This is a genomic window from Enterobacter sp. 296B2 (assembly GCF_034106185.1).
GTDB lineage: Bacteria > Pseudomonadota > Gammaproteobacteria > Enterobacterales > Enterobacteriaceae > Enterobacter > Enterobacter cloacae_N.
Map to the genome: position 1 here is coordinate 22556 of NZ_JAWNCA010000023.1, position 21288 is coordinate 43843.

The 21288-nt window shown below is 52.2% G+C and carries 20 protein-coding genes and 7 pseudogenes; 11 read left to right on the forward strand and 16 right to left on the reverse strand.

The window, feature by feature from the left end; all coding sequences use genetic code 11:
- Positions 1–5: 5 nt before the first annotated feature.
- Positions 6–1244 carry an MFS transporter gene (locus URZ40_RS16375; protein ID WP_320720856.1) on the reverse strand — a complete coding sequence of 413 codons (1239 nt, stop codon included), beginning with the start codon at positions 1242–1244 and terminating at the stop codon, positions 6–8.
- Positions 1245–1448: 204 nt separating this feature from the next.
- Here URZ40_RS16375 and URZ40_RS16380 point away from each other — a divergent pair.
- Together URZ40_RS16380 and URZ40_RS16385 are read left to right on the forward strand one after the other, a co-directional pair.
- Positions 1449–1810: pseudogene (locus URZ40_RS16380) on the forward strand (type II toxin-antitoxin system RelE/ParE family toxin).
- Positions 1798–2097 (forward strand): helix-turn-helix domain-containing protein, encoded by a 300-nt coding sequence (locus tag URZ40_RS16385; RefSeq protein WP_116341386.1) that lies wholly within the window; start codon positions 1798–1800, stop codon positions 2095–2097. The pseudogene URZ40_RS16380 and the gene URZ40_RS16385 overlap by 13 nt, the downstream one beginning before the upstream one ends.
- A 97-nt stretch (positions 2098–2194) precedes the next feature.
- Here the strand turns inward: URZ40_RS16385 and pheP are convergent, their stop codons facing one another.
- The 5 genes from pheP to URZ40_RS16410 all read right to left on the reverse strand — a co-directional run bounded on the left by pheP (position 2195) and on the right by URZ40_RS16410 (position 9372).
- Positions 2195–3583: a phenylalanine transporter gene (gene pheP, locus URZ40_RS16390; RefSeq protein ID WP_116341388.1), complete on the reverse strand. Its 1389-nt coding sequence runs from the start codon at positions 3581–3583 to the stop codon at positions 2195–2197.
- Between the two features lie 102 nt (positions 3584–3685).
- The gene (locus URZ40_RS16395) at positions 3686–5659 is read right to left on the reverse strand and encodes a PhoX family phosphatase (RefSeq protein ID WP_320720858.1); all 1974 of its coding nucleotides are present in this window, start codon (positions 5657–5659) and stop codon (positions 3686–3688) included.
- Positions 5660–5786: 127 nt separating this feature from the next.
- Positions 5787–7970, reverse strand: a complete 2184-nt coding sequence (locus URZ40_RS16400) for a TonB-dependent siderophore receptor (protein WP_320720859.1) — start codon at positions 7968–7970, stop codon at positions 5787–5789.
- Positions 7971–8129: 159 nt separating this feature from the next.
- On the reverse strand, positions 8130–8594 hold the full coding sequence (locus tag URZ40_RS16405; protein ID WP_320720861.1) for a hypothetical protein: 465 nt from the start codon (positions 8592–8594) through the stop codon (positions 8130–8132).
- Complete coding sequence (locus URZ40_RS16410; RefSeq protein WP_320720863.1) at positions 8581–9372, reverse strand: winged helix-turn-helix domain-containing protein; 792 nt, start codon at positions 9370–9372, stop codon at positions 8581–8583. The genes URZ40_RS16405 and URZ40_RS16410 overlap by 14 nt, the downstream gene beginning before the upstream one ends.
- A 574-nt stretch (positions 9373–9946) precedes the next feature.
- Here URZ40_RS16410 and URZ40_RS16415 point away from each other — a divergent pair.
- The 3 genes from URZ40_RS16415 to URZ40_RS16425 all read left to right on the forward strand — a co-directional run bounded on the left by URZ40_RS16415 (position 9947) and on the right by URZ40_RS16425 (position 13328).
- Entirely contained in the window at positions 9947–10387 is a 441-nt protein-coding gene (locus tag URZ40_RS16415) for a transcriptional regulator (RefSeq protein WP_192983359.1), read from the forward strand.
- 134 nt (positions 10388–10521) lie between these two features.
- Positions 10522–12447, forward strand: a complete 1926-nt coding sequence (locus tag URZ40_RS16420; RefSeq protein ID WP_302218850.1) for a methyl-accepting chemotaxis protein — start codon at positions 10522–10524, stop codon at positions 12445–12447.
- Positions 12448–12494: 47 nt separating this feature from the next.
- On the forward strand, positions 12495–13328 hold the full coding sequence (locus URZ40_RS16425) for an EAL domain-containing protein (RefSeq protein ID WP_320720864.1): 834 nt from the start codon (positions 12495–12497) through the stop codon (positions 13326–13328).
- A gap of 122 nt (positions 13329–13450) precedes the next feature.
- On the opposite strand, the gene URZ40_RS16430 is transcribed toward URZ40_RS16425, so the two are convergent.
- From URZ40_RS16430 to URZ40_RS16455, 6 genes and pseudogenes are all read right to left on the reverse strand, one after another.
- A complete protein-coding gene (locus URZ40_RS16430; protein WP_320720865.1) occupies positions 13451–14671 on the reverse strand; it encodes a cytochrome P450 in 1221 nt (406 codons plus the stop codon).
- A 635-nt stretch (positions 14672–15306) separates the two neighbouring features.
- A pseudogene (locus URZ40_RS16435) lies at positions 15307–15659 on the reverse strand (DUF2213 domain-containing protein); the annotation flags it as partial.
- A 59-nt stretch (positions 15660–15718) separates the two neighbouring features.
- Complete coding sequence (locus URZ40_RS16440; RefSeq protein WP_316380782.1) at positions 15719–16039, reverse strand: hypothetical protein; 321 nt, start codon at positions 16037–16039, stop codon at positions 15719–15721.
- 31 nt (positions 16040–16070) lie between these two features.
- A pseudogene (locus URZ40_RS16445) lies at positions 16071–16451 on the reverse strand (phage head morphogenesis protein); the annotation flags it as partial.
- A gap of 18 nt (positions 16452–16469) precedes the next feature.
- Positions 16470–17327, reverse strand: a pseudogene (locus tag URZ40_RS16450) (DNA-packaging protein); the annotation flags it as partial.
- 34 nt (positions 17328–17361) lie between these two features.
- Positions 17362–17886: pseudogene (locus tag URZ40_RS16455) on the reverse strand (terminase small subunit).
- A 26-nt stretch (positions 17887–17912) separates the two neighbouring features.
- On the opposite strand from URZ40_RS16455, the gene URZ40_RS16460 reads away from it, so the two are divergent.
- Entirely contained in the window at positions 17913–18116 is a 204-nt protein-coding gene (locus URZ40_RS16460) for a DUF2158 domain-containing protein (RefSeq protein ID WP_316380783.1), read from the forward strand.
- Positions 18117–18148: 32 nt separating this feature from the next.
- Complete coding sequence (locus URZ40_RS16465; RefSeq protein WP_407065515.1) at positions 18149–18400, forward strand: DUF6953 family protein; 252 nt, start codon at positions 18149–18151, stop codon at positions 18398–18400.
- A 12-nt stretch (positions 18401–18412) separates the two neighbouring features.
- On the opposite strand, the gene URZ40_RS16470 is transcribed toward URZ40_RS16465, so the two are convergent.
- Entirely contained in the window at positions 18413–18616 is a 204-nt protein-coding gene (locus tag URZ40_RS16470) for a hypothetical protein (protein ID WP_316380784.1), read from the reverse strand.
- Between the two features lie 77 nt (positions 18617–18693).
- Here URZ40_RS16470 and URZ40_RS16475 point away from each other — a divergent pair, with 77 nt between their 5' ends.
- Positions 18694–18924 (forward strand): hypothetical protein, encoded by a 231-nt coding sequence (locus URZ40_RS16475; protein WP_316380785.1) that lies wholly within the window; start codon positions 18694–18696, stop codon positions 18922–18924.
- Positions 18925–18998: 74 nt separating this feature from the next.
- Here the strand turns inward: URZ40_RS16475 and URZ40_RS16480 are convergent, their stop codons facing one another.
- The 3 genes and pseudogenes from URZ40_RS16480 to URZ40_RS16495 form a co-directional block, all read right to left on the reverse strand.
- The gene (locus URZ40_RS16480) at positions 18999–19502 is read right to left on the reverse strand and encodes a hypothetical protein (RefSeq protein WP_316380787.1); all 504 of its coding nucleotides are present in this window, start codon (positions 19500–19502) and stop codon (positions 18999–19001) included.
- 25 nt (positions 19503–19527) lie between these two features.
- Positions 19528–19869, reverse strand: coding sequence for a hypothetical protein (locus URZ40_RS23190; protein ID WP_407065516.1), 342 nt, complete (start codon positions 19867–19869; stop codon positions 19528–19530).
- A pseudogene (locus URZ40_RS16495) lies at positions 19847–19939 on the reverse strand (lysis protein); the annotation flags it as partial. The gene URZ40_RS23190 and the pseudogene URZ40_RS16495, both read right to left, overlap by 23 nt.
- Here URZ40_RS16495 and URZ40_RS16500 point away from each other — a divergent pair.
- From URZ40_RS16500 to URZ40_RS23195, 3 genes and pseudogenes are all read left to right on the forward strand, one after another.
- Positions 19938–20293, forward strand: a pseudogene (locus URZ40_RS16500) (tyrosine-type recombinase/integrase); the annotation flags it as partial. The pseudogenes URZ40_RS16495 and URZ40_RS16500 sit on opposite strands and share 2 nt — an antisense overlap.
- Positions 20294–20539: 246 nt before the next feature.
- The gene (locus URZ40_RS16505; RefSeq protein ID WP_232935884.1) at positions 20540–20716 is read left to right on the forward strand and encodes an AlpA family transcriptional regulator; all 177 of its coding nucleotides are present in this window, start codon (positions 20540–20542) and stop codon (positions 20714–20716) included.
- Positions 20717–21169: 453 nt separating this feature from the next.
- Positions 21170–21277, forward strand: a complete 108-nt coding sequence (locus tag URZ40_RS23195; protein WP_368731672.1) for a YnaM/YnfT family protein — start codon at positions 21170–21172, stop codon at positions 21275–21277.
- Positions 21278–21288 lie beyond the last annotated feature (11 nt).

The following is a 21288-nucleotide window of genomic DNA, read 5'->3' on the forward strand; positions in this document are numbered from 1 at the left end:
GAACATTACGCCTTGTCATCGTCATACTTAAACGTGAGAAGGAAAATCAGCGCGATCGCCGCGGCAGCCACCGCCGGGATCCACCAGAATGTCACCCACGCCTGCGGCACGGTCTGCCCGGCCACCAGGCGGTTATAGAGCGCGCCGGAAATCTGCGAGCCGAGCAGCATGCCGATGCCGTAGGTGAACATGACGATCATGCTCTGGGCCTGGCCTTTCACCTTCTCGCCCGCCACGCGGTCGGTGTAGATAAAGCCGACGACAAAGAAGAAATCGTAGCAGACGCCGTGAAGCAGAATGCCGAGGTACAGCAGGATGCGTCCTTCTTCGCTGACGCCCAGCGCGAACATGGCGTAACGCACGAACCACGCCAGCATGCCGATCAGCAGCATCACCTTCACGCCCAGGCGGCGGAACAACAGCGGAATGACCAGCATGAAGACGATCTCGGACATCTGCCCGAACGACATGGCGGTGCTGACGTCGGCAATTCCGGCATCCGCCAGATACGAGGCGGTGTAGGCGTAGTAGGTGCCCAGCGGAACGGAGATCAGCATCGCGCAGACGGAGAAGACGAAGAAGTGGCGGGTTTTGAGCAGCGCAAAGGCATCCGCGCAGAAGAGATCGCGCACCTTGACCGGCAGGCCTTTCGCCGGGGCTGGCGTGTGCGGCAGCGTCAGGCTGTAAAGCGCCAGCAGCACGGAGCTGGCCGCCGCCACCTGGAAGATGGTGACGCTTGCCGCCACGCCGGTAACGCCGATGAAAATACCCGCCACGATCCAGCCGATGGTGCCGAACACGCGCACCACCGGGAAGGTTTTATCCACGTTCGCCAGGCTGTGAAACGCGATGTTGTTGGTCAGCGCCAGCGTCGGCATGTAGCAGAGCGTGTAGCCAAACAGCAGGCCAATCAGCAGCGCGCCGTTTTCGGCAATCAGCGCGCCCGGAACAAACCACAGGATCGCCGCCCCGGCGAGATGCATCACCGCCATTACCTTTTGCGAGGCAAAGAAGCGATCCACCAGCATGCCAAGCACGAACGGCGAGAGAATAGAGGCGATTGGCCCGGCGGAGAACGCATCGCCAATCAGCAAAGACATGTTGTGCTGAGTCATCACCAGGCCGAGCGTGACCGACCAGCTACCCCAGATAAAAAACTGCAAAAACATCATCAGCGACAGCCGCGGAACCAGCAGCCGGTGCTGTGCTATCGCCTTCCCACTACTTTCAGTTGTTGACATCATGATGAGCCCCACCCTCAAAAGTAATCGATTACAAAACAGTTCAAGTAAAAAGTAATCGATTACAATTTAAAGATCCTGTGGATCGAAACAGATTTGGGAGGGGGGTCACGATAAAGCTCGTTGTATGACAAAACGAGACGTTCTGATTGTAGCTATAGCCAATAGGCTATAAAATAATACAGCGAGGAAGCTACAGGAGAAACGATGTGGAATGTCGAGACAACGGAAAGATTTGATGAATGGTTCTTTGAACAAACAACAGCATTAAAAGAAGATGTGCTGGCAACAATGCATATTCTTGCTGAATTTGGCCCGACGCTTGGGCGGCCATACGTAGACACCGTGAAGGCTTCAGCCTATGCGAACATGAAAGAGTTACGGATTCAACATGCGAGAAATCCCATCAGAGCTTTTTTGCTTTTGATCCCGACCGTAAGGCAATTGTGCTCTGTGCTGGAGACAAAACCGGTTGCAATCAAAAACGGTTTTATGACGAAATGATTACGCTGGCTGACGTTGAGTACAGCAGACATCTGGCGGATAAGGAGGCCATATGGCAACGCTAAAAGAACTCATGGCACAACAGAGCGCGGAAAGTCAGGAGCGTATTGCGGCTAAAGTTGAAGTGATGCGCAGAATTGTTGCCCTGAACCAACTGCGGGAAGAGCTCAATGTTTCGCAGACAGAGCTGGCCGAGGCAATGGGGGTAAAACAACCCACTGTGGCAAAAATCGAACAGCCGGGAAACGATCCCCGGCTTTCAACGCTCAAACGTTATGTCAGCGCGCTAGGCGGTGAAATGAGCATCGATGTGACGTTACCGAATGGGAAACGGATCGCGTTTCAGATTTGATACTGCAGGTGGCTGCTTCGCCTGACCGGGCGTGAAGGCAGGTGCGGTCTGGTGCCCTCACCCCGGCCCTCTCCCACAGGGAGAGGAGAAAACCGCGCTACTTTTTGCGCGAGAGCTTAAATGCGATAAACAGGAACACCACCCACACCGGCAGCAGCATTGCCGAAAGACGCATCTCATCCATGGTGCACATCAGCGCCAGGATCAGCCCCAGGAAGGCGATACAGATGTAGTTCCCTGCCGGGTAGAGCAACGCCTTAAACTGCGTCTCGCGTCCCTTGCGGCGCATCGCGGCGCGAAAGCGCAGGTGCGCCAGGCAGATCATGATCCAGTTCAGCAGCAGCGTCGCGACCACCAGCGCCATCAGCAGGCCAAAGGCCTGTTTCGGCAGCAGGTAGTTGATCAGCACGACCAGAGAGGTAATCGCGCCGGAAAGGAATAGCGAATTCACCGGCACGCCGCGACGGCTAACGCGGGTGAGAAACTTCGGCGCGTTGCCCTGCACGGAGAGGCCAAACAGCATGCGACTGTTGGAGTAAACCCCGCTGTTATAGACCGACAGCGACGCCACCAGAATGACGAAGTTCAGCGCTGAAGCCACCATATTGCTGTTGAGATCGTGGAAAATCATCACGAACGGGCTGCTGTCGGACTTCACTTCCACCCACGGGTAGAGCGCCAGCAGCACCACCAGCGAGCCGATGTAGAACAGCAGAATACGGTACACCACCTGGTTGACCGCTTTCGGAATGCTTTTGTGCGGATCGCGCGCTTCGGCCGCGGTGATGCCAATCAACTCCAGCCCGCCGAAGGAGAACATAATCACCGCCAGGGAGAGAATCAGCCCTTTCCAGCCGGTCGCGAGGAAGCCCCCGTGCTGCCACAGGTTGTCGATAGTGGCCCGCTCGCCGCCGTGGCCGGAGAACAGCAGCCACAGGCCGAAGCCGATCATGCCGATAATCGCCAGCACCTTGATCAGCGCAAACCAGAACTCGGTTTCGCCATACAGGCGCACGTTCACGAGGTTAACGGCGTTAATGATGATGAAGAAGGCCGCCGCCCAGATCCACGTGGGCACGTCCGGGAGCCAGTACTGCATGTAGATGCCTGCGGCGGTCAGTTCCGCCATCCCCACCAGCACGAACATCACCCAGTAGTTCCAGCCGGAGAGGAAGCCTGCGAACGGGCCCCAGTATTTATAGGCAAAGTGTGCGAAGGAGCCTGACACCGGCTCTTCAACGACCATCTCGCCGAGCTGGCGCATGATCAGGAAGGCGATAATCCCGGCGATAGCGTAACCCAGCAGAACCGCCGGGCCGGCCATCTGAATGGCGGGGCCGATGCCGAGAAACAGCCCGGTACCGATAGCGCCGCCAAGGGCAATTAACTGAATATGTCGATTTTGCAAACCACGTTGCAGCGTCGGATTCTGATCCGACGAAGCTTCAGCGCTACCATGGCCTGAAGCGGATGACGCGTCTTTCACGCCCTACCCCTGTCTCTTTTTTAGAAGGGGCACGTTTTAACACTTCATGCTGGTGGTAGCAAGTTTAACGCCGGGCCAGCGCGTGCGCCCGGCGGATAAACGTCACGACCCGATGATCCCGCCGTCCGCTTTGGTAATCACCACCGTTGACGAACGCGGGCGTCCGTTCGGGCTGGCGTCCGGCCAGTTAGAGACGGCGCGCGGATTGGCCGGGTCGGTAATATCATCCCCGCCCTCCCCCGGATGCTGAATGTTGATAAACAGCGTCCGGTTGTCCGGCGTAAACGCAATGCCGGTAATTTCACACCCGCGCGGCCCGGTCAGGAAACGGCGATACTCGTTGGTGCCCGGAATGGTGGCCACCATCTGGTTATTGCCCATCCCCTCGTAGGCTTTCTTATTAATGGTGCTGGAGGAGACGTCGGTCTGGATCCACAGGACGCCCTGATGATCGAAAGAGAGTCCATCAGGGCTGCCGAATGCCGCGCCCTGCATGGAGCCTTTGGCCTTCGGATCGTCGCTGTCGGTCCGCCCACCCATCACCAGAATATCCCACTTAAAGCGCGTGGCGGCAGGATCGGTCCCCTCTTCGCGCCAGTGCATAATATGACCAAACACGTTGTTGGCGCGCGGGTTGGCGGCATCCACCGGCGCCTTGCCCTCTTTCCCGCGATCGCTGTTGTTGGTGAGCGTACAGTAGACGCTGCCACTGGCGTGCGGATCGACGGCTATCCACTCCGGGCGATCCATTTTGGTTGCCCCCACCGCGTCGGCCGCCAGGCGGGTTTTAATCAGCAGATCGCCCTGGCTTTCAAACCCTTTGCTTTTATCCAGACCGTTTTGCCCGAAGATCAGCGGCAGCCAGTCGCCGCTCCCGTCCTCGTTGAACCTGGCGACGTACAGCGTGCCGGACGTCAGCAGCTGCATATTGGCTTCACGGTTCGCGGGATCGTATTTTTTATCCGAGACAAACTTATAGATGTACTCGAACTTCTGATCGTCACCCATATAGACCACCACGCGGCTGTCAGCGGCGAGCGTGACGGCCGCCCCTTCATGCTTGAAGCGGCCCAGCGCGGTGTGCTTGCGCGGGGTGGAGGTTGAGTTGTAGGGATCGATCTCCACGACCCAGCCGAAACGGTTCGGTTCGTTAGGGGTTTTATCGACACTGAATCGCTCATCCACCTCGTTCCAGCGGTAGGATTCATCGCTGTCGCTGATGCCGTAGCGTTTTTCCAGCGGGTTGCGATCGGCTTTTTTAACAAAAATATCCGACCAGTTCTCCTCGCAGGTGAGATAGGTGCCCCACGGCGTGTGGCCGTTGGCGCAGTTTTGCATGGTGCCCAGCACGCGTTCCCCCTGCGGGTCGGCGGCGGTTTTCATTAAGTCCTGATGCCGGGCCGGGCCGGTAAGCTGCATCGGCGTATTGACGGTGATGCGGCGGGCATATGAAGACGGGCGTACCACCTGCCAGTCGCTGCCCGCTTTTTTCACTTCCACCACCGAGACGCCCATCGCGTTCTGCCCCTTGCGGGCTTTGTCGAGGCTCCAGTTCGCCGTACCGTCGGTAAACAGCATCCCGTTGTCGATGTATTCATGGTTCATCGCCAGCAGGCCATGCTCCGGGTTGTGCTCCCCCTGCGGCAGACTAAACCATGCCATGCCGTCGTGGTGCATGCCCGCCTGTACGGCCTGTTCGTCCGTGGTGTTGCTGGCGTCCGGCTTAAAGGCCGGCATGTTGTTCTTGATCCCCGTCGGGTCACCCCAGCGATAGAACGGGCGGGCAATATAGCCTTCCGGCACCCTGACCGTATCTTCCGTGGAGACGTCGATACTGGTAAAGCCCAGGGAAACCGCTTTTGCCAGCGCGGAAGGCTTCGATACCGCGGCAACGGCATTTTCGGGTTTGATCAAAAAGGGGAATGAAACGGCAGCGCCCGCGACGGCGCCCATCTGGAGAAAACGGCGGCGGGAGAGGAACACTTCTGCCACCTCGGAGAATACCGGGTTAGCGCTGCGATTAGCGATATCGTCGCGATGTTCTTTTTTAAAAACGGATTTGAGGGGTCTGCCCATAGCGGCTTCCTGTCATTGGCCAAGAGGTAAAGAGTTGGCGACCAGTGTAAGAAGCTTTTATTACAATTTTATAACACTGTGACGGAAGGATGGGGGCATCCGTGCCCCGGATAACGAGGTGGAACGCTTAGAACTCGTAGCCAACCGAGACCTTAAAGGTCCGCGGTTCGCCCTGAGTGATGTAGGTACCGGAGTCGTCCACACTGGCCCAGTAGTTTTCGTTGGTCACGTTGTCGATACCCGCGCGAATGGTCATCTGGTTTGCGCTGTGGTTCACCGCGAAGCGATAGCGCATGCCCAGATCCAGCGTGGTGTAGCTGTCGAGTTTTTTGCTGTTCGCGAGGTCAGCATACTGCGTGCCGGAGTGGTTCACCCGCGCGGTCGCCGTCAGGCCGTCAACCGGCTTGATGTCGTACTCCGCGCCCAGCACGGCGTAGAAGTTCGGAATACCGATCGCATCGTTGCCCTGGTTCACGCCGTTTTTGGTTTTGGTCAGCTCCGCCTGCAGCCAGGTGGCGCTGGCGTTCAGGCGCATCCCGAGCATCGGCTCGCCGAAGACGTTCAGCTCCACGCCACGGTTACGCTGCTCCGCATCCAGGCCGTAGTGATTGTTAGCATCGAGGATCGCCGACGGCATTTTGATCTCAAACAGCGCCAGCGAGCCGCCCACGCGCCCGAAGTCCGCCTTCACGCCCACTTCGTTCTGCTTAGAGTGAACGATGCCGGTGCTCTGACCGTAGTTGGTGGCGGTGTTAGGTGCGGTTTTGCCCGGCTGCAGCGCTTCGGTGTGGTTGGCGTAGAGGGAAATTTCCTCCCACGGTTTGTAGACCACGCCGTAGGTTGGCATCCAGCGGCTGCCGTCGAAACCGTCCGCGTCGTTCTCTGCGCCGGTGATTTTGTTATACCCGCGAACGACCACTTTCTGATGGCGCGCGCCTGCGGTGAACAGCAGCTTGTCGTCAAGCACGCCCAGGGTATCGCTCAGCAGCCAGCCCTGGGTGCGGGTGCGCCCGCTGGTCAGCGGATCGCTGTATTTGCCGCCGGAGCCGTTGAAGTTAGTGCTGTCCGGCATATCGACGCCGGTGTTGTGATAGATGTTGGTGGTCGGGTTATCCTTCGCCGCCGACATTTTCCACGCGATTTTTTCGTTTTTAGTCATCGCGGAATACCCGACGTTCACCTTGTGCGAGACGAAGCCGGTAGTGAAGTTACCGCGAATGCCCGCCATGCCGCTGACGGAATCGCTGATGCGGTTGGTATCCAGACGGCTGACCGTCGCCTTGCCGCTCTTGTCCACCAGCTTCGGCGCGCTGTAGATCCCTTCTTCATGCGCGTGCTGCGCGCCCAGGCCGGTATAGGCCGTCCAGTTATCGGTAATGTCGTACTCGCTGCGCCACATCCCGAACTCGTTTTCGATATCGCTGTAGGCCCACTTCTGCGAGAAGTTACGATCGTTTTTCGGCGGTTCAGGCACGAAATCCACCGCCGAGATGTTGACGCTGGTCGGGCTGCCGTGGAAGGTTTTTTTCTGATAGCCCAGGTCCAGCGAGGAGCGGAAGCGGTCGCCTTTGTAGTCCAGGCCGGTGGAGAGCAGCGTGGTGCGGCGGCGATCGTTAGGTACGCCGGTTTCCCCTTCACGATGGACCAGGTTGACACGTGCACCGAACTGGTCGTTATCGCCAAAGCGACGGCCCGCATCCAGCGTGGTGCCAATCTGGGAGTCCGAGGTGTAGTCCACGCCCACTTTCGCCTGCGGGGTGTCGCCCGCGTGTTTTGGCTCAAGGTTGATCATCCCGCCCACGCCGGAGCTTGCCGCGCCGTTCATCAGGGAGTTTGCCCCTTTGAAGATCTCGATGCGGTCGACCATCTGGGCATCCACCACCTGACGCGGCAGCACGCCGGACAGGCCGCCAAAGGTCATGTCGTCGCCGTCAAACTTCAGGCCGCGAATGCGGAAGGTTTCAGCGCTGTTGCCGTACCCCTGAACGAACTGCACGCCCGCGTCGTTGGCGACCACGTCAGCAATGGTTTTCGCCTGCTGATCTTCCACCAGCTTCGAGGTGTAGCTGATGATGTTGAACGGCACGTCCATGGCGTTCTGCTGTCCGAGCATCCCCATGCGTCCGCCATTCGCCACCTGCCCGTCAAGGAAGGCCGGCACCAGCTGGTCGCCGCCGGGTTTGAAGTCGCCGGCAGGTGCAGACTGCACAACTATGGTGTCTTCTTTTTTACCCTCCGCCGCCCAGGCGGAATGTGTAACCGCGCCAATGGCGAGTGCCAGCAGCGTTTTGTGCATTTTGGTGTTGTTCATCGTTAACTCGTTTGAAAGTGCGCGCAAAAATGACCCGTTGGCGGGCCTTAGAATGTATTAGTTGCAATGCAAATGAGAACTATACGCATTATCTATACTTTGGCAAGCGTAAATATGCGCAAGATCCAGCTCAAAAAAGTGCGTGATAAAGGGGCCCCCTCATCCTTTAGCACAGTAAAACGCGGGAGTATTTCCGAAGATGAAGAGGTAGGAAGCAGCGTTTACCGGAACGAGCTGTATACTAATGCCATGGTCGCGTTGGCGGAAAAAATCGGGAATAGAGTGACGAAAAGGTTCGTCTTTTTTCGGGCGCTCGTTTGTATCACTGGAAATCATAATAATTCGCCCTTCTTCGCGCCAGTAACGGAAGGCAATTTTATTGCTGATGGCAACCGTTTCCTGACCCGCCTGACTGTATTCTCCGGTGGAATCGTAACTGCCAACACCATTATTAAATGTAAACGTCATGAGGGCATCTACCCGCGAATTTTCATCAACAATAATGAGATGACTCTCACAGGTAAAATGATTCCGCTGATAATGCGTATACCAGGCATAAAAAAGTGGCGCGATAATCATCAACAGGATGAACAACCAGCGCACACTCCGGCTAGTCATTTTCATGATATTGCTCCCTGTACAAAATGGAATCACATTGTGCACCAGCAACCTCAGGCAATTTATCGCACACAATCACCGACGTTCCATTTTGATAACGGTTGAGCGTGATATAGGCCACCCCACCTGCGTTGCACTGAATGGGATAACGTTTGGTCAGGCCAATATATATCCGCTGACTTTTTATTTTGTCATACCAGGAGGAATAAACGTCGCACCCTGCAATATTGCCTATCGGTTGATAGGTTTCAAATCCCGCGCGTTTTTCATGCAACTGTTGATAGAGAACCATACACGAAAGGATAAATAACACCGTAGCGACGCCAAACGCTATTTTCCCTGAGAGAAAGCGGAAACGGTTATCTGCTACGCGCGGTGTCGGCACGGAAGCTTCAGTTTGCAGGTCGGCTGGCGAAGCCGCGTCCGTCGCGATAAAGGTGTCGAGTGTACCCGTCTGAATTTGAGCAACCGACTTAAACCCCGCTTTGGGTACGGTTTGCACAACATTATCTGCCAGACCCGCCATCTTAAGGGCCTTACGGATAGAGGCGATAGTCTGGTAGAGGGCGTTGGTCGTGACAACTGCACCCTGTTTTTCCCATACCGCTGAGAAAAGATAACGTTGCGTAAGCACCTCACCGTTGTGTTCAAGCAGCTGTAGCAGGCACTCGCTAACCGGAGCATGCAGGAGCACAGCGCGCTCAGGGTAGCCCGAAAGTGAGCACAGTCGACGCAGCTCAGGCTCAAAAAGCACGGTGCCGTTTATCAGAAAGACGGGCTTCATGACGCACCGGCCGTTAACGCGCAGGGATTTTGTACATTCATCATTATTATACTTTCACATCCGTATCCGTTTTCTGATTCAGGAATTAGTTATTTATTATCAACGAATTATTGGTTTTCACTCCCCATTCCCTCTCACCTTCCGCCCAGCTTAAGGATCAACTTAATCAGTATAAATCATTTATCTTCACTCCTCTTTGCTGCAGAGGAATCGTAACCTATGCGGTATCGAAAGGGCGCTATCAGGCTTCTCATTACCTGGTAGTGTCCACAGAAAGAAATGCTGAATCTTTTTCAAAATTTGCATTTTTATGTTGAGCGGTCGATTGCATATCGATTCTCAGAACAAACAAAAGAAAAATGAAAAGCATTTGACGTTTTATTCCAAAAATACAACTTATATCGACAAAAACTCCATGCCAGGGTGAGGTACAACCGGTTTCTCATAGCGCACAGGGATGTGTATTGGAAAGCATTTATTGCAGCCATATAATCCACCCTATAAACGGTATGGATTATCTCAGCGCTTATATGTAGTGATGCAAGTTCGTCTTCATTTAATATGGGTATTAGATATGGGTTATCGTCTATATGGGTTTATGATCGGTGATGACATTCATTTTGATATTTCTAACCGAAGACTCTACCGCCTTACTGGCATACAGAGTGATAAAAGCATTGCATTTGCCTCTATTTATTTTAATGAAACGATGCTCAGGCTTTTCCTTTATTTGTTGATGAATGGCAGAGCCCAGCCCATCCCTAAAGAAGAGCTCTTTGAAGAAATTTGGGAGGCGCATAATCTGAGCCCCTCCACACAACGACTGTGGCAGGTTCTGCGCAATCTCAACAACAAACTGAGTATGCTAGGGTTACCAGAAAATTTTATTCGCAATATTAAAGGGTGTGGTTACATCATTAATTATTCGGATGTAATCCCCGTTTATTACAGAATGAGCGAACTCCCGGCTCATTCTGTTAAAAAAGAGGAGAAGACAGATAGCCTGAGTGAGTGATGTCAACTCAGGTTCTTGCCCTGAGCACTCACGTGTGAGGGGCTTTTTTTTATCATCTCTCTGCCTCAGCATTTTTTTCGTTAATGATTTATTAGCACTGTTGTTTGGTTTATACCAACACTGGAATTTTATATATGAGCATAATCAACCATTTTGCCAACTTGAAAGTTCGTAAGAAGTTATTCTTTGGTTTTTCTCTCGTGCTGCTCGTGACGATTGTTATTCTGATTTCAGGTTTGCTGGGTCTCAGCAACATTCAGGATAAAGTCGAAAAGAACGGCCATACCACCGACCTGTTTAACGCCCTGACGCAGGTTCGCTTAGGGCGGACGAATTTTCAGTATACGCTCGACCAGAAGTACCTTGATCAGACCAACGCCGCCTCCCAGCGCATGCAGAGCATTGTCGCCAGTATGGAAAAACTGTCCTGGTCCCCGGAAGGAAAAAAAGCGCTGGACGATACGGCAAATGCGGTGAACAGCTACGTCGCCACCCTGCTGCCTTTCACAAAATCCCTTTCTGAGAAGAAAATCAGCGAACAGAAACTGAGCACTCAGGGACTGTGCGATAACTCCGGCCTGGCTTCCACGCTCAGCCGAAATGGCTCGCTGGACGCTTCGCACGCCCTTGTGGCCGCTCAGATTGCGTTTGTCATGAGCGACATTGATTCTCAGGTTACCCTCTATAAACAGCATCCTACGGATGCGTTAATGAAAGGGATCCGCGCGCGTCTGGACATCGCAAAATCGGACACCGAACAACTGCTTTCGGTTGCTACCGAGGAACAAAAGGTCTGGCTGCAGTCAGGCCTGGAAGACATGCAAAACGTCGCGGCAGAGTTAATAAATTACCAAAACGTCTGGAATCAACAGTCGACACTCTCCGATACCTTAACCGGTAAAGCGATAACGCTGACGCAGGCCATCCAGACATTATTTAGCCTGCAGCAGAAAAAAGTGTCTGATACGGTTGATAGCGTTCAGATACAGATGGGCATCGTTGCTGCCATCGGTCTTGCGCTTGGCGTCCTCTTAGCGATGGGCATCACCCTGTCCATCACCCGTCCGCTTAATGAGACCCTGCGTGTTGCAGAGCAAATCGCCCAGGGCGACCTCACCAGCACACTGACCAGCACACGTCGTGATGAGCCGGGTCTGCTGATGCAGGCCGTTGCGACCATGAATGCAAACCTGAAAAACATCATTAATGACGTACGCAATGGGGTGGATAGCGTCGCCCGTTCGTCTTCAGAAATTGCCGCAGGCAATATGGATCTGTCGTCGCGCACCGAACAGCAGTCAGCCGCCGTCGTCGAAACCGCCGCCAGCATGGAAGAGTTGACTTCTACCGTCGCGCTCAACGCCGAGAATGCTAATCATGCGCGCCAGCTGGCTGATGAAGCCGCGCAAAATGCGACGGAAGGGAGTCAGATCTCACTGAAGGTGATCGATACGATGAAAAACGTGCGCAGCAGTTCGCACCGCATTTCAGAGATCACCACCGTGATTAACAGTATCGCCTTCCAGACCAATATTCTGGCGCTAAATGCCGCCGTTGAGGCCGCCAGAGCGGGCGACCAGGGTAAAGGCTTTGCCGTGGTTGCCGCAGAAGTGAGAACCCTTGCTCAGCGCAGCGCGCAGTCAGCAAAAGAGATTGAAAACCTGATTAACGAATCGGTCGTGCAGGTGGATACCGGCTTTAGTCTGGTTGAAAGCGCAGGGGATGCGATGACGAAAATAGAGACATCCGTGGCGCAGGTGCGTGACATTATGAACGAAATTGCCGCCGCCACTGATGAGCAAAGCCGCGGAATTTCGCAGATTGCCCAGGCGATGGCAGAAATGGACACCACCACTCAGCAAAATGCCGCCCTGGTGGAGGAGTCTTCCGCTGCGGCAAGTTCGCTGGAGGATCAGGCCGTGCAGCTTGAAAAAGTGGTGTCGATTTTCCGTGTGTCAAACGGGCACAAACCCCGCCAACGAGAAAGCCAGCTAACCGCCAGCGTGACCCCTATTAAACGATCTTCTTCCCATGACCAGGATGACTGGGTCAAATTCTGATAACCACCGCGCGGCTGTCCGGAGAGGGCGCCGCGCGCTTAAGGCTCATGATGATAACCACGACAAAATTAACCTCAGGATGGTTCACCCGCTTCAATACACTGTTGGCCCGCCTGCTTACCCTCTCCCCGGAAAGCACCCTGAGCGCGGCCATCGAGAAGCGCGAGATTGTGCCGGTTTACCAGCCCTTCTTTAACAGCCAGACGGGCACTATCGCGGGTATCGAGGTACTCGCTCGCTGGAATCATCCTCTGTACGGCCCCGTGTCTCCAGATACATTTATCCCGCTGGCAGAGAAACACCGGCTTATCGCCCCGCTAACGCATCATCTGATTCAGCAGGTCATTGCCGATCTTCAGCATCGAATTCAGCTTTTCCCTGACCGGCTTTATATCAACCTTAATCTGAGCGTCCGTAACTGCCTTGATCCGCGCTTCGAGACGGATACGCTTGAGCTTTTGCAAAAACTCGCGTCGAGCCAGGTCCAGCTGGTTATCGAAATTACGGAACGCGATCCGCTGCATTTCACTCCTCAGTTAAGCGAATGGTTTGCAACGCTCCGACAAGCCAATATCTCCCTGGCTCTGGATGACTTTGGGACCGGCTGTTCCAACATCTCTTACATTCACGCGCTAGACCCCGAATTCATCAAGATAGACAAACTGTTTGTCAGCCAGATTAGTGAAAATGGCGATACCAGACTGGTGGACAGTCTTATCGAATTGGCGAAAAAAATGCACCTGAGGATTATTGCCGAGGGCGTAGAAACAAAGGCTCAGGCTGACTATCTGCGCTTAAAGGACAGCGATTTTTTGCAGGGTTACTATTTCGGTAAGCCTATGAAGATCGATGAACTCGTCGGGAAAGTTAATGCTTGCTGAAGGACAGCCACTCTGCGTTGGGAGCGGCTGCAATGACATTATTTCTAGTTCTCGGTGTCGTGAATATTATTGTGAATCACGAGGGAATAGGATCCTCATCCTGTCATTACCCTCATTATCGCTTAGATAATTTTAACAGGCAGCGTCTCCAGCGTACGGAGAATCAGGCTTCGATTCGACCATTTCGCGTCTCCCACAAGAGAGATCGTCCCGCGTTCGCTTAAGGCCATCGCCAGCGTTTCAGCCTGACACTGCGCCAGCAGTTGCCCAATACACTGGTGTACACCGGCGCCAAATCCCAGCTGTCGCTGCGCGTTCTTGCGGCCGGGAATAAAGCGCCACGCCTCTTCAAAGACGCTTTCATCCCGATTCGCAGAGCCGAGGCATAATAAGATGTTATCCCCGGCTTTAAGTTCGCGCCCCAGAAACTGCACGGGAGCCGCAACCCTTCGTCTGCCCATCTGCAGCGGAGACTCAAAGCGCATGGTTTCACTGACGATCTCTTTCATCCGGAGAGTGTTATTTCTGACGCGTTCCTGTAGTTCAGGCTGCTGTGCCAGCATATACACCAGGTTTCCGGTTAACGCTTCGCTGGTTTCACTGCCGCCGATAAGCATCGTGACGCAGTCGGTGCTAAACCGTGCGGCAAGCGCATCCCGATCGCCGCCATAACCTTTCAGAAGGCTGCGATAAAAAAGCGAGTCGTAACCCTGTCCGTGCGCCTGCGCAAGTTGTCGAAAACTGTCATCCAGACGGGAAAGCGCCACGACCAGCCGCTCAAGCCCCTCTCGATCGATGGCGCTGGGATCTAATAAGAGCCGAATGGCATTTTTCTCTTGTTCTACCACCTCCTGCTGCGCTTTCGGCAGGTTGAGCCAGGCGGTAAACAGTTTTCCCCAGAGCGGCGCAGCAAGCTGGCGTATGCCGTCAAATGTGCCGGTGGTTGTTAAATCTGCCACCACTGAATGCGACTCCTCAGAAACAAGCCGGGTTAGCGCCGCCCAGGATTCGCCGGTAAACAGAGCCTGCAGCGCCTGACGGTGCGCGCGATGCACATTTCCATCTTCAAACAGCACAATGCCGTAGAGAAGATCCCGTAAAGGGGGCGAGAGATTGAAGCACTGTTTTTCCATTTCGGTATGAACATCTTCAGGTATGCCCGAAGAGACGAACGCTCGCTCTTTCAGCGCCTGATAAACATCCTGATAGCGGGTAAGCACCCACGTTTTACCGATTCGCGCCACCGGCTGGTGGTGTCGCATATGCTGATAGACGTTATGAAGATTTTCCTGAAAGACAGGTGAGGCGGGATTAAACCGAAGTGCTTTGTCGACATATGCCACAGGTGGACCCTCATCACAGGATTAATCACCTTTTAGTAAAGCAGGGATATGTTTCAGTTCAAATAGTGCAATGACGGATGACTATACTGAACGAATCATGTTCGGGGTTACGTGGCTCATAAAATCGGCCTGAACCGTCGATGCATTCATAAAAGATATATGTTTTGATTTATTGTTTGTCATTTCATGTAGGCTGGATGGTCTTTAGAGGAGGGGGTCAGATTCAAGTTCTGATGCTTCTGGCCAGAACTGATGTATTGCTTTCTGTAGCGCCAGCGCTTTGTAAGCAATTTTTCTGCTGTACAAGCCAGTCTTCATGTTGCTCAGCGGTCATGTCAGGGTTAAATAAATACGGCAGCTGTTTACTATTGTGCATTGCAGATCTCCAACTATAACAAAACCCTGCTATTACTAGCAGGGTTTAGATTATTAAGCAGTAGGTCTAAGTGGCCACTTTTAGCAGACTACAACACCTTTTGCGCAACGCGCTGATATTTTTTATTATCTACAAATCAAGTAAATGGAGTATTGGTATAAGTAACGGATTACATGTAGTTATGTCGCCGGAGCAAATGGCTGCCGTGTTGTCTGATAAAACAGTAACTGAAGCAGAGACGGTGCAGAATCGGCTATTGGGTGGACTCGGTGTAGCAATGAGTATCGTACATGTCGCCCGTCACCCTCCCGTCTTTGTGGCTGACGTCTGCAGTCACGCCCCGACGTGGTACTCGTTTACCGCCTGGACATCACGCGCCGAAACATGCTTGCCATCCACCTTTGGGTGGCCTAGGGGCATCGGGTTACGCTCGAGCGTGTTGTAGGCTTTTTCGATTTCAGCTGCCGGGTATAATTTCCGGTTCATCAAGATATCATCTACGACAGGCGTGATTCCGCGAACCACGATATGTGGCTTGCCGTTGACGCTTTCGGTGGTGATGTTTGAAGCGGAGTTGACGACGGTCAGCACGTTAACGCGGTTGCGTTTCATGCTGGGTCCTCATTGGTGGATTTCAGGAAATAAAAAACCCGCCGGAGCGGGTCAGGTCGTTAACTGTAGATCCATGTATTATTCGTGTATGGCTTAATGAAGCGAGCAATGAATTCATCTTTCGGCATCTTGATGAATTCATCGATATCCCATACCAATTTCACACGTGATGGAACTTTGTAGGTGCCAGACATTATCACTTCATATGTCACAGGGGTAGTTTCACCAAGCACCTGATTAAGGAAGCTAAGATAATCTTGAATTTCTTTATCTTCACCTTCCACCAAATACGCCTGCTCGATGTGCACTGGCGTGCCGCTTGGTCTTTGAAAAATGGTATATCCAATACCTACGGGGTAATGTAAAAAGTTTAGACTCATAGTATCTCTCCTCGAAAATATTAAAATACTATTAATCTGATGTTTTCCAAGCTATTCTTTCCTTTGCCAGCTTTTCTGCCACTCCTTCATTGAAGATGCTGCCGTCGTCGTTGAGCAGCACCGGAATCTAACTTTAGTAACAGTTGTACCAGTTACCTTTCTCAGCGTAGAAGTCACGCACCTCTTCGGTGGTATAGATCTTGCCTTGACGGCTGGCGTGCCAACTGCGCGTTGTTGGCTTGAGCGCTGACAGCCACAGCAGGCCGGTATTCAGCCCCAGCCTGTCGGCAGCCCAGTCCGTTTCGTTCCATTGCGCCTGCCGCAGCGCTCCAACCCGCTCAGTCTGAGCGATGGTCTTCGACATCGACACATCGAGGCGCTTGCTGATGACACTGGCCGTTTCCCTCGCGTTCTACATGTACTGAGCTTAGGCGGTGCGCCGGTGAGAAAACAGGGATACGCGATGCGATTCGTTATGCTTAAACGGCCACAGCCATCCATCAGGAAGACCATGGTCAATCGGTATAGCGTGGGTGTTTTCAGGATAATGTGCAGCGTATGGCTGGCTATTGTCGATAATCACCGGCAGATTCAGGTGATGCCATTTCTCACCACTCCCGCCCCGCAGAAGATAGCCGCTCAGGTCGTGGTAATGGATCCGCTGCATAATGACAATCATCGGCGTCGTCTCGATCGCCAGTCGTGATTTGATTGTCTCGTTGAAACGGTTGTTGACGCGGTCTCGGACGTTCTCAGAGTAAGCGTCATCCGGCTTAACCGGGTCATCGATAATCAGCATACCCTTCCAGCCCGGTTCCATGTGACCCGCGCGGGACCCGGTAACCTGTCCGGCAGCTGACGACGCATAAACGCCGCCACCGTGCTCAGTCCACCACATAGCCTTGCTGTCTCCATCATCACGCAGCGCCATCGGCCACATTGACTGATAAGCCTGCGACTTAATCATTCCGAGTGCGGTGGAGAAGTTCAGCAGCGCAAGGTTATGCGAGTACCACAGGTGCATTAAGCGGGCTCGGCAGTTAAGCGCAAGCCCCATCTTGTCGATGGTTGCCAGTTCCGTTTTCGTGTAGCCAGGCGGAACGTTGATAATCTGGCGCTAAATCTCACCATCAATGACGCGAACCAGTGTTTACTGAATAACCTTGTGGTGCGGCGCGACAATCATCATGCCGCCGGTGCGCTGCTTGAAGAAGTAACGAGCGTAGTAAAGCCCGTCCTCTTCACATTCAATCATTCGGGCGTAACCCTTTTGCTCAGCAGTCGTCATCCTCCAACATCTCCCGCCGGGAAGTCTTGTATTCTTATCTGGTCAGCATCGCCATTTCGATAGGTTAGCCGTTCTTGCCTGTATGTTCATGAGTGGCCTGCTCTTTGAAAGCCATCACATCTATGCGCTTCCCGAGCAGCTCGAGATTTTTGACTTTATCCGGCCACTTAATTTTCTTAAGCAGCCCAACCATCTCACGCTCCTCCCCACGGCTTTCAAACATCTCAGCCACATCGCAGCCGCTAAGATATCTCCGCCAGAATGAAGGCCAATCGCTTACTGGCTTCAGACTCATATCGTCTTTGAGGATGTCGAGCACATCCATATGCTCTATCTCAACGAGACGATTCAGGACGTATGTCGCATTTATGCCAACCAGATCATTGCGCTGCGCTTTGAGTTCGGCAATTCTGGGCTGAACGTCAGATTTTGACAGCTTTTCGGAGGCTGTGCAGTTAGCTGTCTTTGCGCTGTATCCCGCCCGAATAGCCGTTTAAGTGGCGTTTAAATCGATGAGGTACTCACGACAGAACATTTCTTGTTTGTCGTTGAGTGCTATGGGAAATCTCATTTCATGGAGTTTTTATGAGCAGCAAAGCTAAATATGCCGCTGGAGATATAGTTACTCTTAAATCCGGTGGTCCTGATATGACTATCAAAGATGTTATTTTGCCATCTCAATATGGAGAGAAATTACTTTCTTACGGATGCCAATGGTTCGCAGGGAAGAAACTTGATAGCGGCGTTTTTCCTGAAGTTTCGTTAATGGTCCCATCCCCAAAGCCGTAAACCCAAACACACCAAGGCTATCTGTCTCGGACGTGTCATCTTGGATGATGTTTAACCTTCAGTCATCCAAGTGTCTTTACCAACAAGATGTTGTCGACTATCTCGTTAAACATAACAACGAGCAGCATATCAAGGAAAATGCTGACGGTAACCAGGCGCTATCAACCAAAGTGATTAATAAGTTTCGAGTTGATAGCGGGAAAAATGTCGTTTGGGTTAAACCTGAAAAATACTGGCGTTACCGCGTCCCTGAGGATGAAGAAGGCCGAGAGGCCCGCGGTTAATACACAGGGCGTTCATTCGCCCTTTTCTTCAACGCTCCCTACCAGCGGCGTGAATTGCACGCGCTTCACATTGGCCGGAGCGAAATATATCCACTCCCCTGTCTCGGTCGCCAGCGGCACAAAGCAGTTAACCAGCTCAGGCTGACGTCGCGACATCTTGCCCGTGAAGGTTTCGCCTGTCCGGGAGGTTAGCGTGATTTGGTAAATGTCCAGCATTTATTCTTCCAGGCATAACGATGGCTCGCGAATCATGAGCAGGCGGTTTATATTCATGCTTTCCCCTGGAGATGAACATGAAAACACTTTTCCCCTTAACTTTTGCGGTCATGCTTGTTGGCTGCTCTACTTCCCAAGAAATCAAACGCTCTGATGGCTCAAGCGAGTACGACATCCAATGTGGCGCCTCGACCGGTTGGGATGTTTGCTATGCAAAAGCAAATGAAGTTTGCCCTAACGGATATCAAGATCTGTCAAAAGATGGCGGGTTTAATCGCAAGGATTTGCGCATCCTCTGCAAGAAGTGAGCAGAATTGCCATTATGATGGGTCTGTTCATGGTGATGGCAATAAAAAACCGCCCGTAGGCGGCATGAACAATCTCAAGTGTTATACAAATCAATGCATATTTTTTTTAACGCTTCCTTAGTCATCTGCCTGCTCATATATGCATTATGGGAGTTAACTCCAAATGTTGCCCATTTAAGGTTATATCTTTCATGAAACTCTTTTTCCAACACTGGGTTTTGTGACAAATGAACCTGAAGAACTTTCCAGCACTTAATACATTCATATTGAAGAAAAGCAATTCTCTCTACGTGCTTCGCATCACCAGGATTACGCCAATCTATTAAATCTGGCAAAGAAGACAAGCCGGAAGCGTAATTTACCAGAGAAGCAATCCACTCAGCCTTCGCAACACTTATGTGTTGATCCTTCCATGAACTCAACCCTTTTCTTGCAACTAATACTGCCCATAATGTTGCCATAGCTGCCACCAAGCCAATTACTGCAGAAACTCCATATATCCATACAGCATATCGCGCCCATCTTGCAGAATACTGTGCTACATAGAGAGACTGAACTGCTAACTCGTGTTCTGACATATGCCCTCCGAATAAAGATGGCATTTTACCTCATACACTGTGTAGTTATGTACTCCTGCAGATAGACAACCTGTTTCGTCACTGTGAAGATTCCACTCTCTGAGGATGAAATAATCCCGAGCAGAGGAGTCAGTAAGTCTGGGGCCGGTAGCATCGTCAGGCCGCCGATACTGGTCGCTTCGCCGCGGCGAATGTCAGCGCCGATGTGGTCATCGCAAACAGCCCATACACCGACCACATCCTGATAGGCATAATAACGCCGACCTTCCAGCCGATCCGCATTGCCCAGCATTATTTCAGCAACAGTGATTGCTCCAGATCCGCCGTCAATGGCACCCACCAACTTAAACCTCAACGTTGGGTTCATCTCGGCTCCTGCTGCGGCGGTTGTCTTCACGGATTTTGAAATAGAGATTCGTCAGTACGGCAATGATGATATTCGTTCACACGAAGCCATCAACGCGCCCCGACAAAACCGTCACTCCGGCTGTCCGTAAAATGCGAGTGGATGACAATGCCGCCTGGCGTACAGGACTGGAAAAAGCAGGTATCGAGAACTTCCGTTTTCATGACCTCCGCCATACCAGGGCGAGCTGGTAAATTCAGTCCGGCATACCGCTGTCCGTTCTGCAAGAAATGGCGGCTAGGAGTCGTTCGAAATGATCCGTCGTTATGCTCACCTAGCCCCGAACCATTTAAACGAACATGCACGAAAGATAGATGCCATTTTTGGAAACCATAACACAAATACGACACAAGGAGAAAATCAGGCTGGTTTGAAAGTGGCGTAAACGCCTGTTTTTAAATGGCCCCTGTAGGATTCGATACATTCAAATAATCCACTGATAATACTAATAAATATACCATTCAATAAAACAACATACCCCCTAAAGTACCCCCATATTTGTTTGCATGGAAACCGCGTCGGGTTTTCTTTTGTTCACTCCTTCGTTCTTCCTTTCGTGTCAATGTTAGTTTTTCCAAGAAGACGTCCATTTATCATTCAATGAGGAGAGCACAATTTGAACATATATTTGATGGATCTGAAAGAAGTTTGTAGGGCTGTTGGGTTCAAAAAGGTATTCATTTACAAGTCGATGAATGCGGGCGAGTTTCCACAATCAATAAAAATAGGTAGGTCAACTAGGTGGATATCAACGGAAGTGGAAGCGTGGATCACTGAAAAAGTTCGAGCATCGAGGGAGTATAAGTAGCGGTAATTTTTATCTTCGCACATTTTCAATGAGTTCACGACTATAGGAAATACATACATGATGCCAAAGACAAGAACTAACCTTTCTGATGATTCATTCATTGACCTCAAGTACATAACTAACGATTCGGGGTTCACTGCTAAATACTTTTACTCAATTATAAATCGGGGCGAATTCCCTGCCCCGGTAAAGCTAGGCAGAAGTTCGAGATGGTTACTGAGAGATTATTCTGAATGGAAAGCCAGACATATTAATAAAAGAGACACCGAACGATACCTCAAGTAAACTAATTCCCGGTAGCTCAGGCATGAACACTGAGCAACCAGCCACCGCCCATTCTTGCATACGATGGGCGGCACCTCCCTCAATGATCACTCTCATATTTATTTTTATGTTCTGAACGTTTGTGGCTTCACGCAGTCTAACTAACACACTCCTGTGAGAAATCTCGACATGACAACATTTATAATCGCTTCAACTGTGGTTGTAGCTCTTGGTCTGATGATATTGAGCCTGGTCAAAGTCGGCATCAGCACATCGAACAATCCTGATGAACTTTAATAACTTATGCT

Bases quoted from the DNA above. Each gene is read 5' to 3' on its own strand.
- URZ40_RS16375 (WP_320720856.1), bottom strand. From the start codon at position 1,244: ATGATGTCAACAACTGAAAGTAGTGGGAAGGCGATAGCACAGCACCGG.
- URZ40_RS16385 (WP_116341386.1), top strand. From the start codon at position 1,798: ATGGCAACGCTAAAAGAACTCATGGCACAACAGAGCGCGGAAAGTCAG.
- URZ40_RS16395 (WP_320720858.1), bottom strand. From the start codon at position 5,659: ATGGGCAGACCCCTCAAATCCGTTTTTAAAAAAGAACATCGCGACGAT.
- URZ40_RS16400 (WP_320720859.1), bottom strand. From the start codon at position 7,970: ATGAACAACACCAAAATGCACAAAACGCTGCTGGCACTCGCCATTGGC.
- URZ40_RS16405 (WP_320720861.1), bottom strand. From the start codon at position 8,594: ATGAAAATGACTAGCCGGAGTGTGCGCTGGTTGTTCATCCTGTTGATG.
- URZ40_RS16410 (WP_320720863.1), bottom strand. From the start codon at position 9,372: ATGAAGCCCGTCTTTCTGATAAACGGCACCGTGCTTTTTGAGCCTGAG.
- URZ40_RS16415 (WP_192983359.1), top strand. From the start codon at position 9,947: ATGGGTTATCGTCTATATGGGTTTATGATCGGTGATGACATTCATTTT.
- URZ40_RS16420 (WP_302218850.1), top strand. From the start codon at position 10,522: ATGAGCATAATCAACCATTTTGCCAACTTGAAAGTTCGTAAGAAGTTA.
- URZ40_RS16425 (WP_320720864.1), top strand. From the start codon at position 12,495: ATGATGATAACCACGACAAAATTAACCTCAGGATGGTTCACCCGCTTC.
- URZ40_RS16440 (WP_316380782.1), bottom strand. From the start codon at position 16,039: ATGAGTCTAAACTTTTTACATTACCCCGTAGGTATTGGATATACCATT.
- URZ40_RS16460 (WP_316380783.1), top strand. From the start codon at position 17,913: ATGAGCAGCAAAGCTAAATATGCCGCTGGAGATATAGTTACTCTTAAA.
- URZ40_RS16470 (WP_316380784.1), bottom strand. From the start codon at position 18,616: ATGCTGGACATTTACCAAATCACGCTAACCTCCCGGACAGGCGAAACC.
- URZ40_RS16475 (WP_316380785.1), top strand. From the start codon at position 18,694: ATGAAAACACTTTTCCCCTTAACTTTTGCGGTCATGCTTGTTGGCTGC.
- URZ40_RS16480 (WP_316380787.1), bottom strand. From the start codon at position 19,502: ATGTCAGAACACGAGTTAGCAGTTCAGTCTCTCTATGTAGCACAGTAT.
- URZ40_RS23190 (WP_407065516.1), bottom strand. From the start codon at position 19,869: ATGAACCCAACGTTGAGGTTTAAGTTGGTGGGTGCCATTGACGGCGGA.
- URZ40_RS16505 (WP_232935884.1), top strand. From the start codon at position 20,540: ATGGATCTGAAAGAAGTTTGTAGGGCTGTTGGGTTCAAAAAGGTATTC.
- URZ40_RS23195 (WP_368731672.1), top strand. From the start codon at position 21,170: ATGACAACATTTATAATCGCTTCAACTGTGGTTGTAGCTCTTGGTCTG.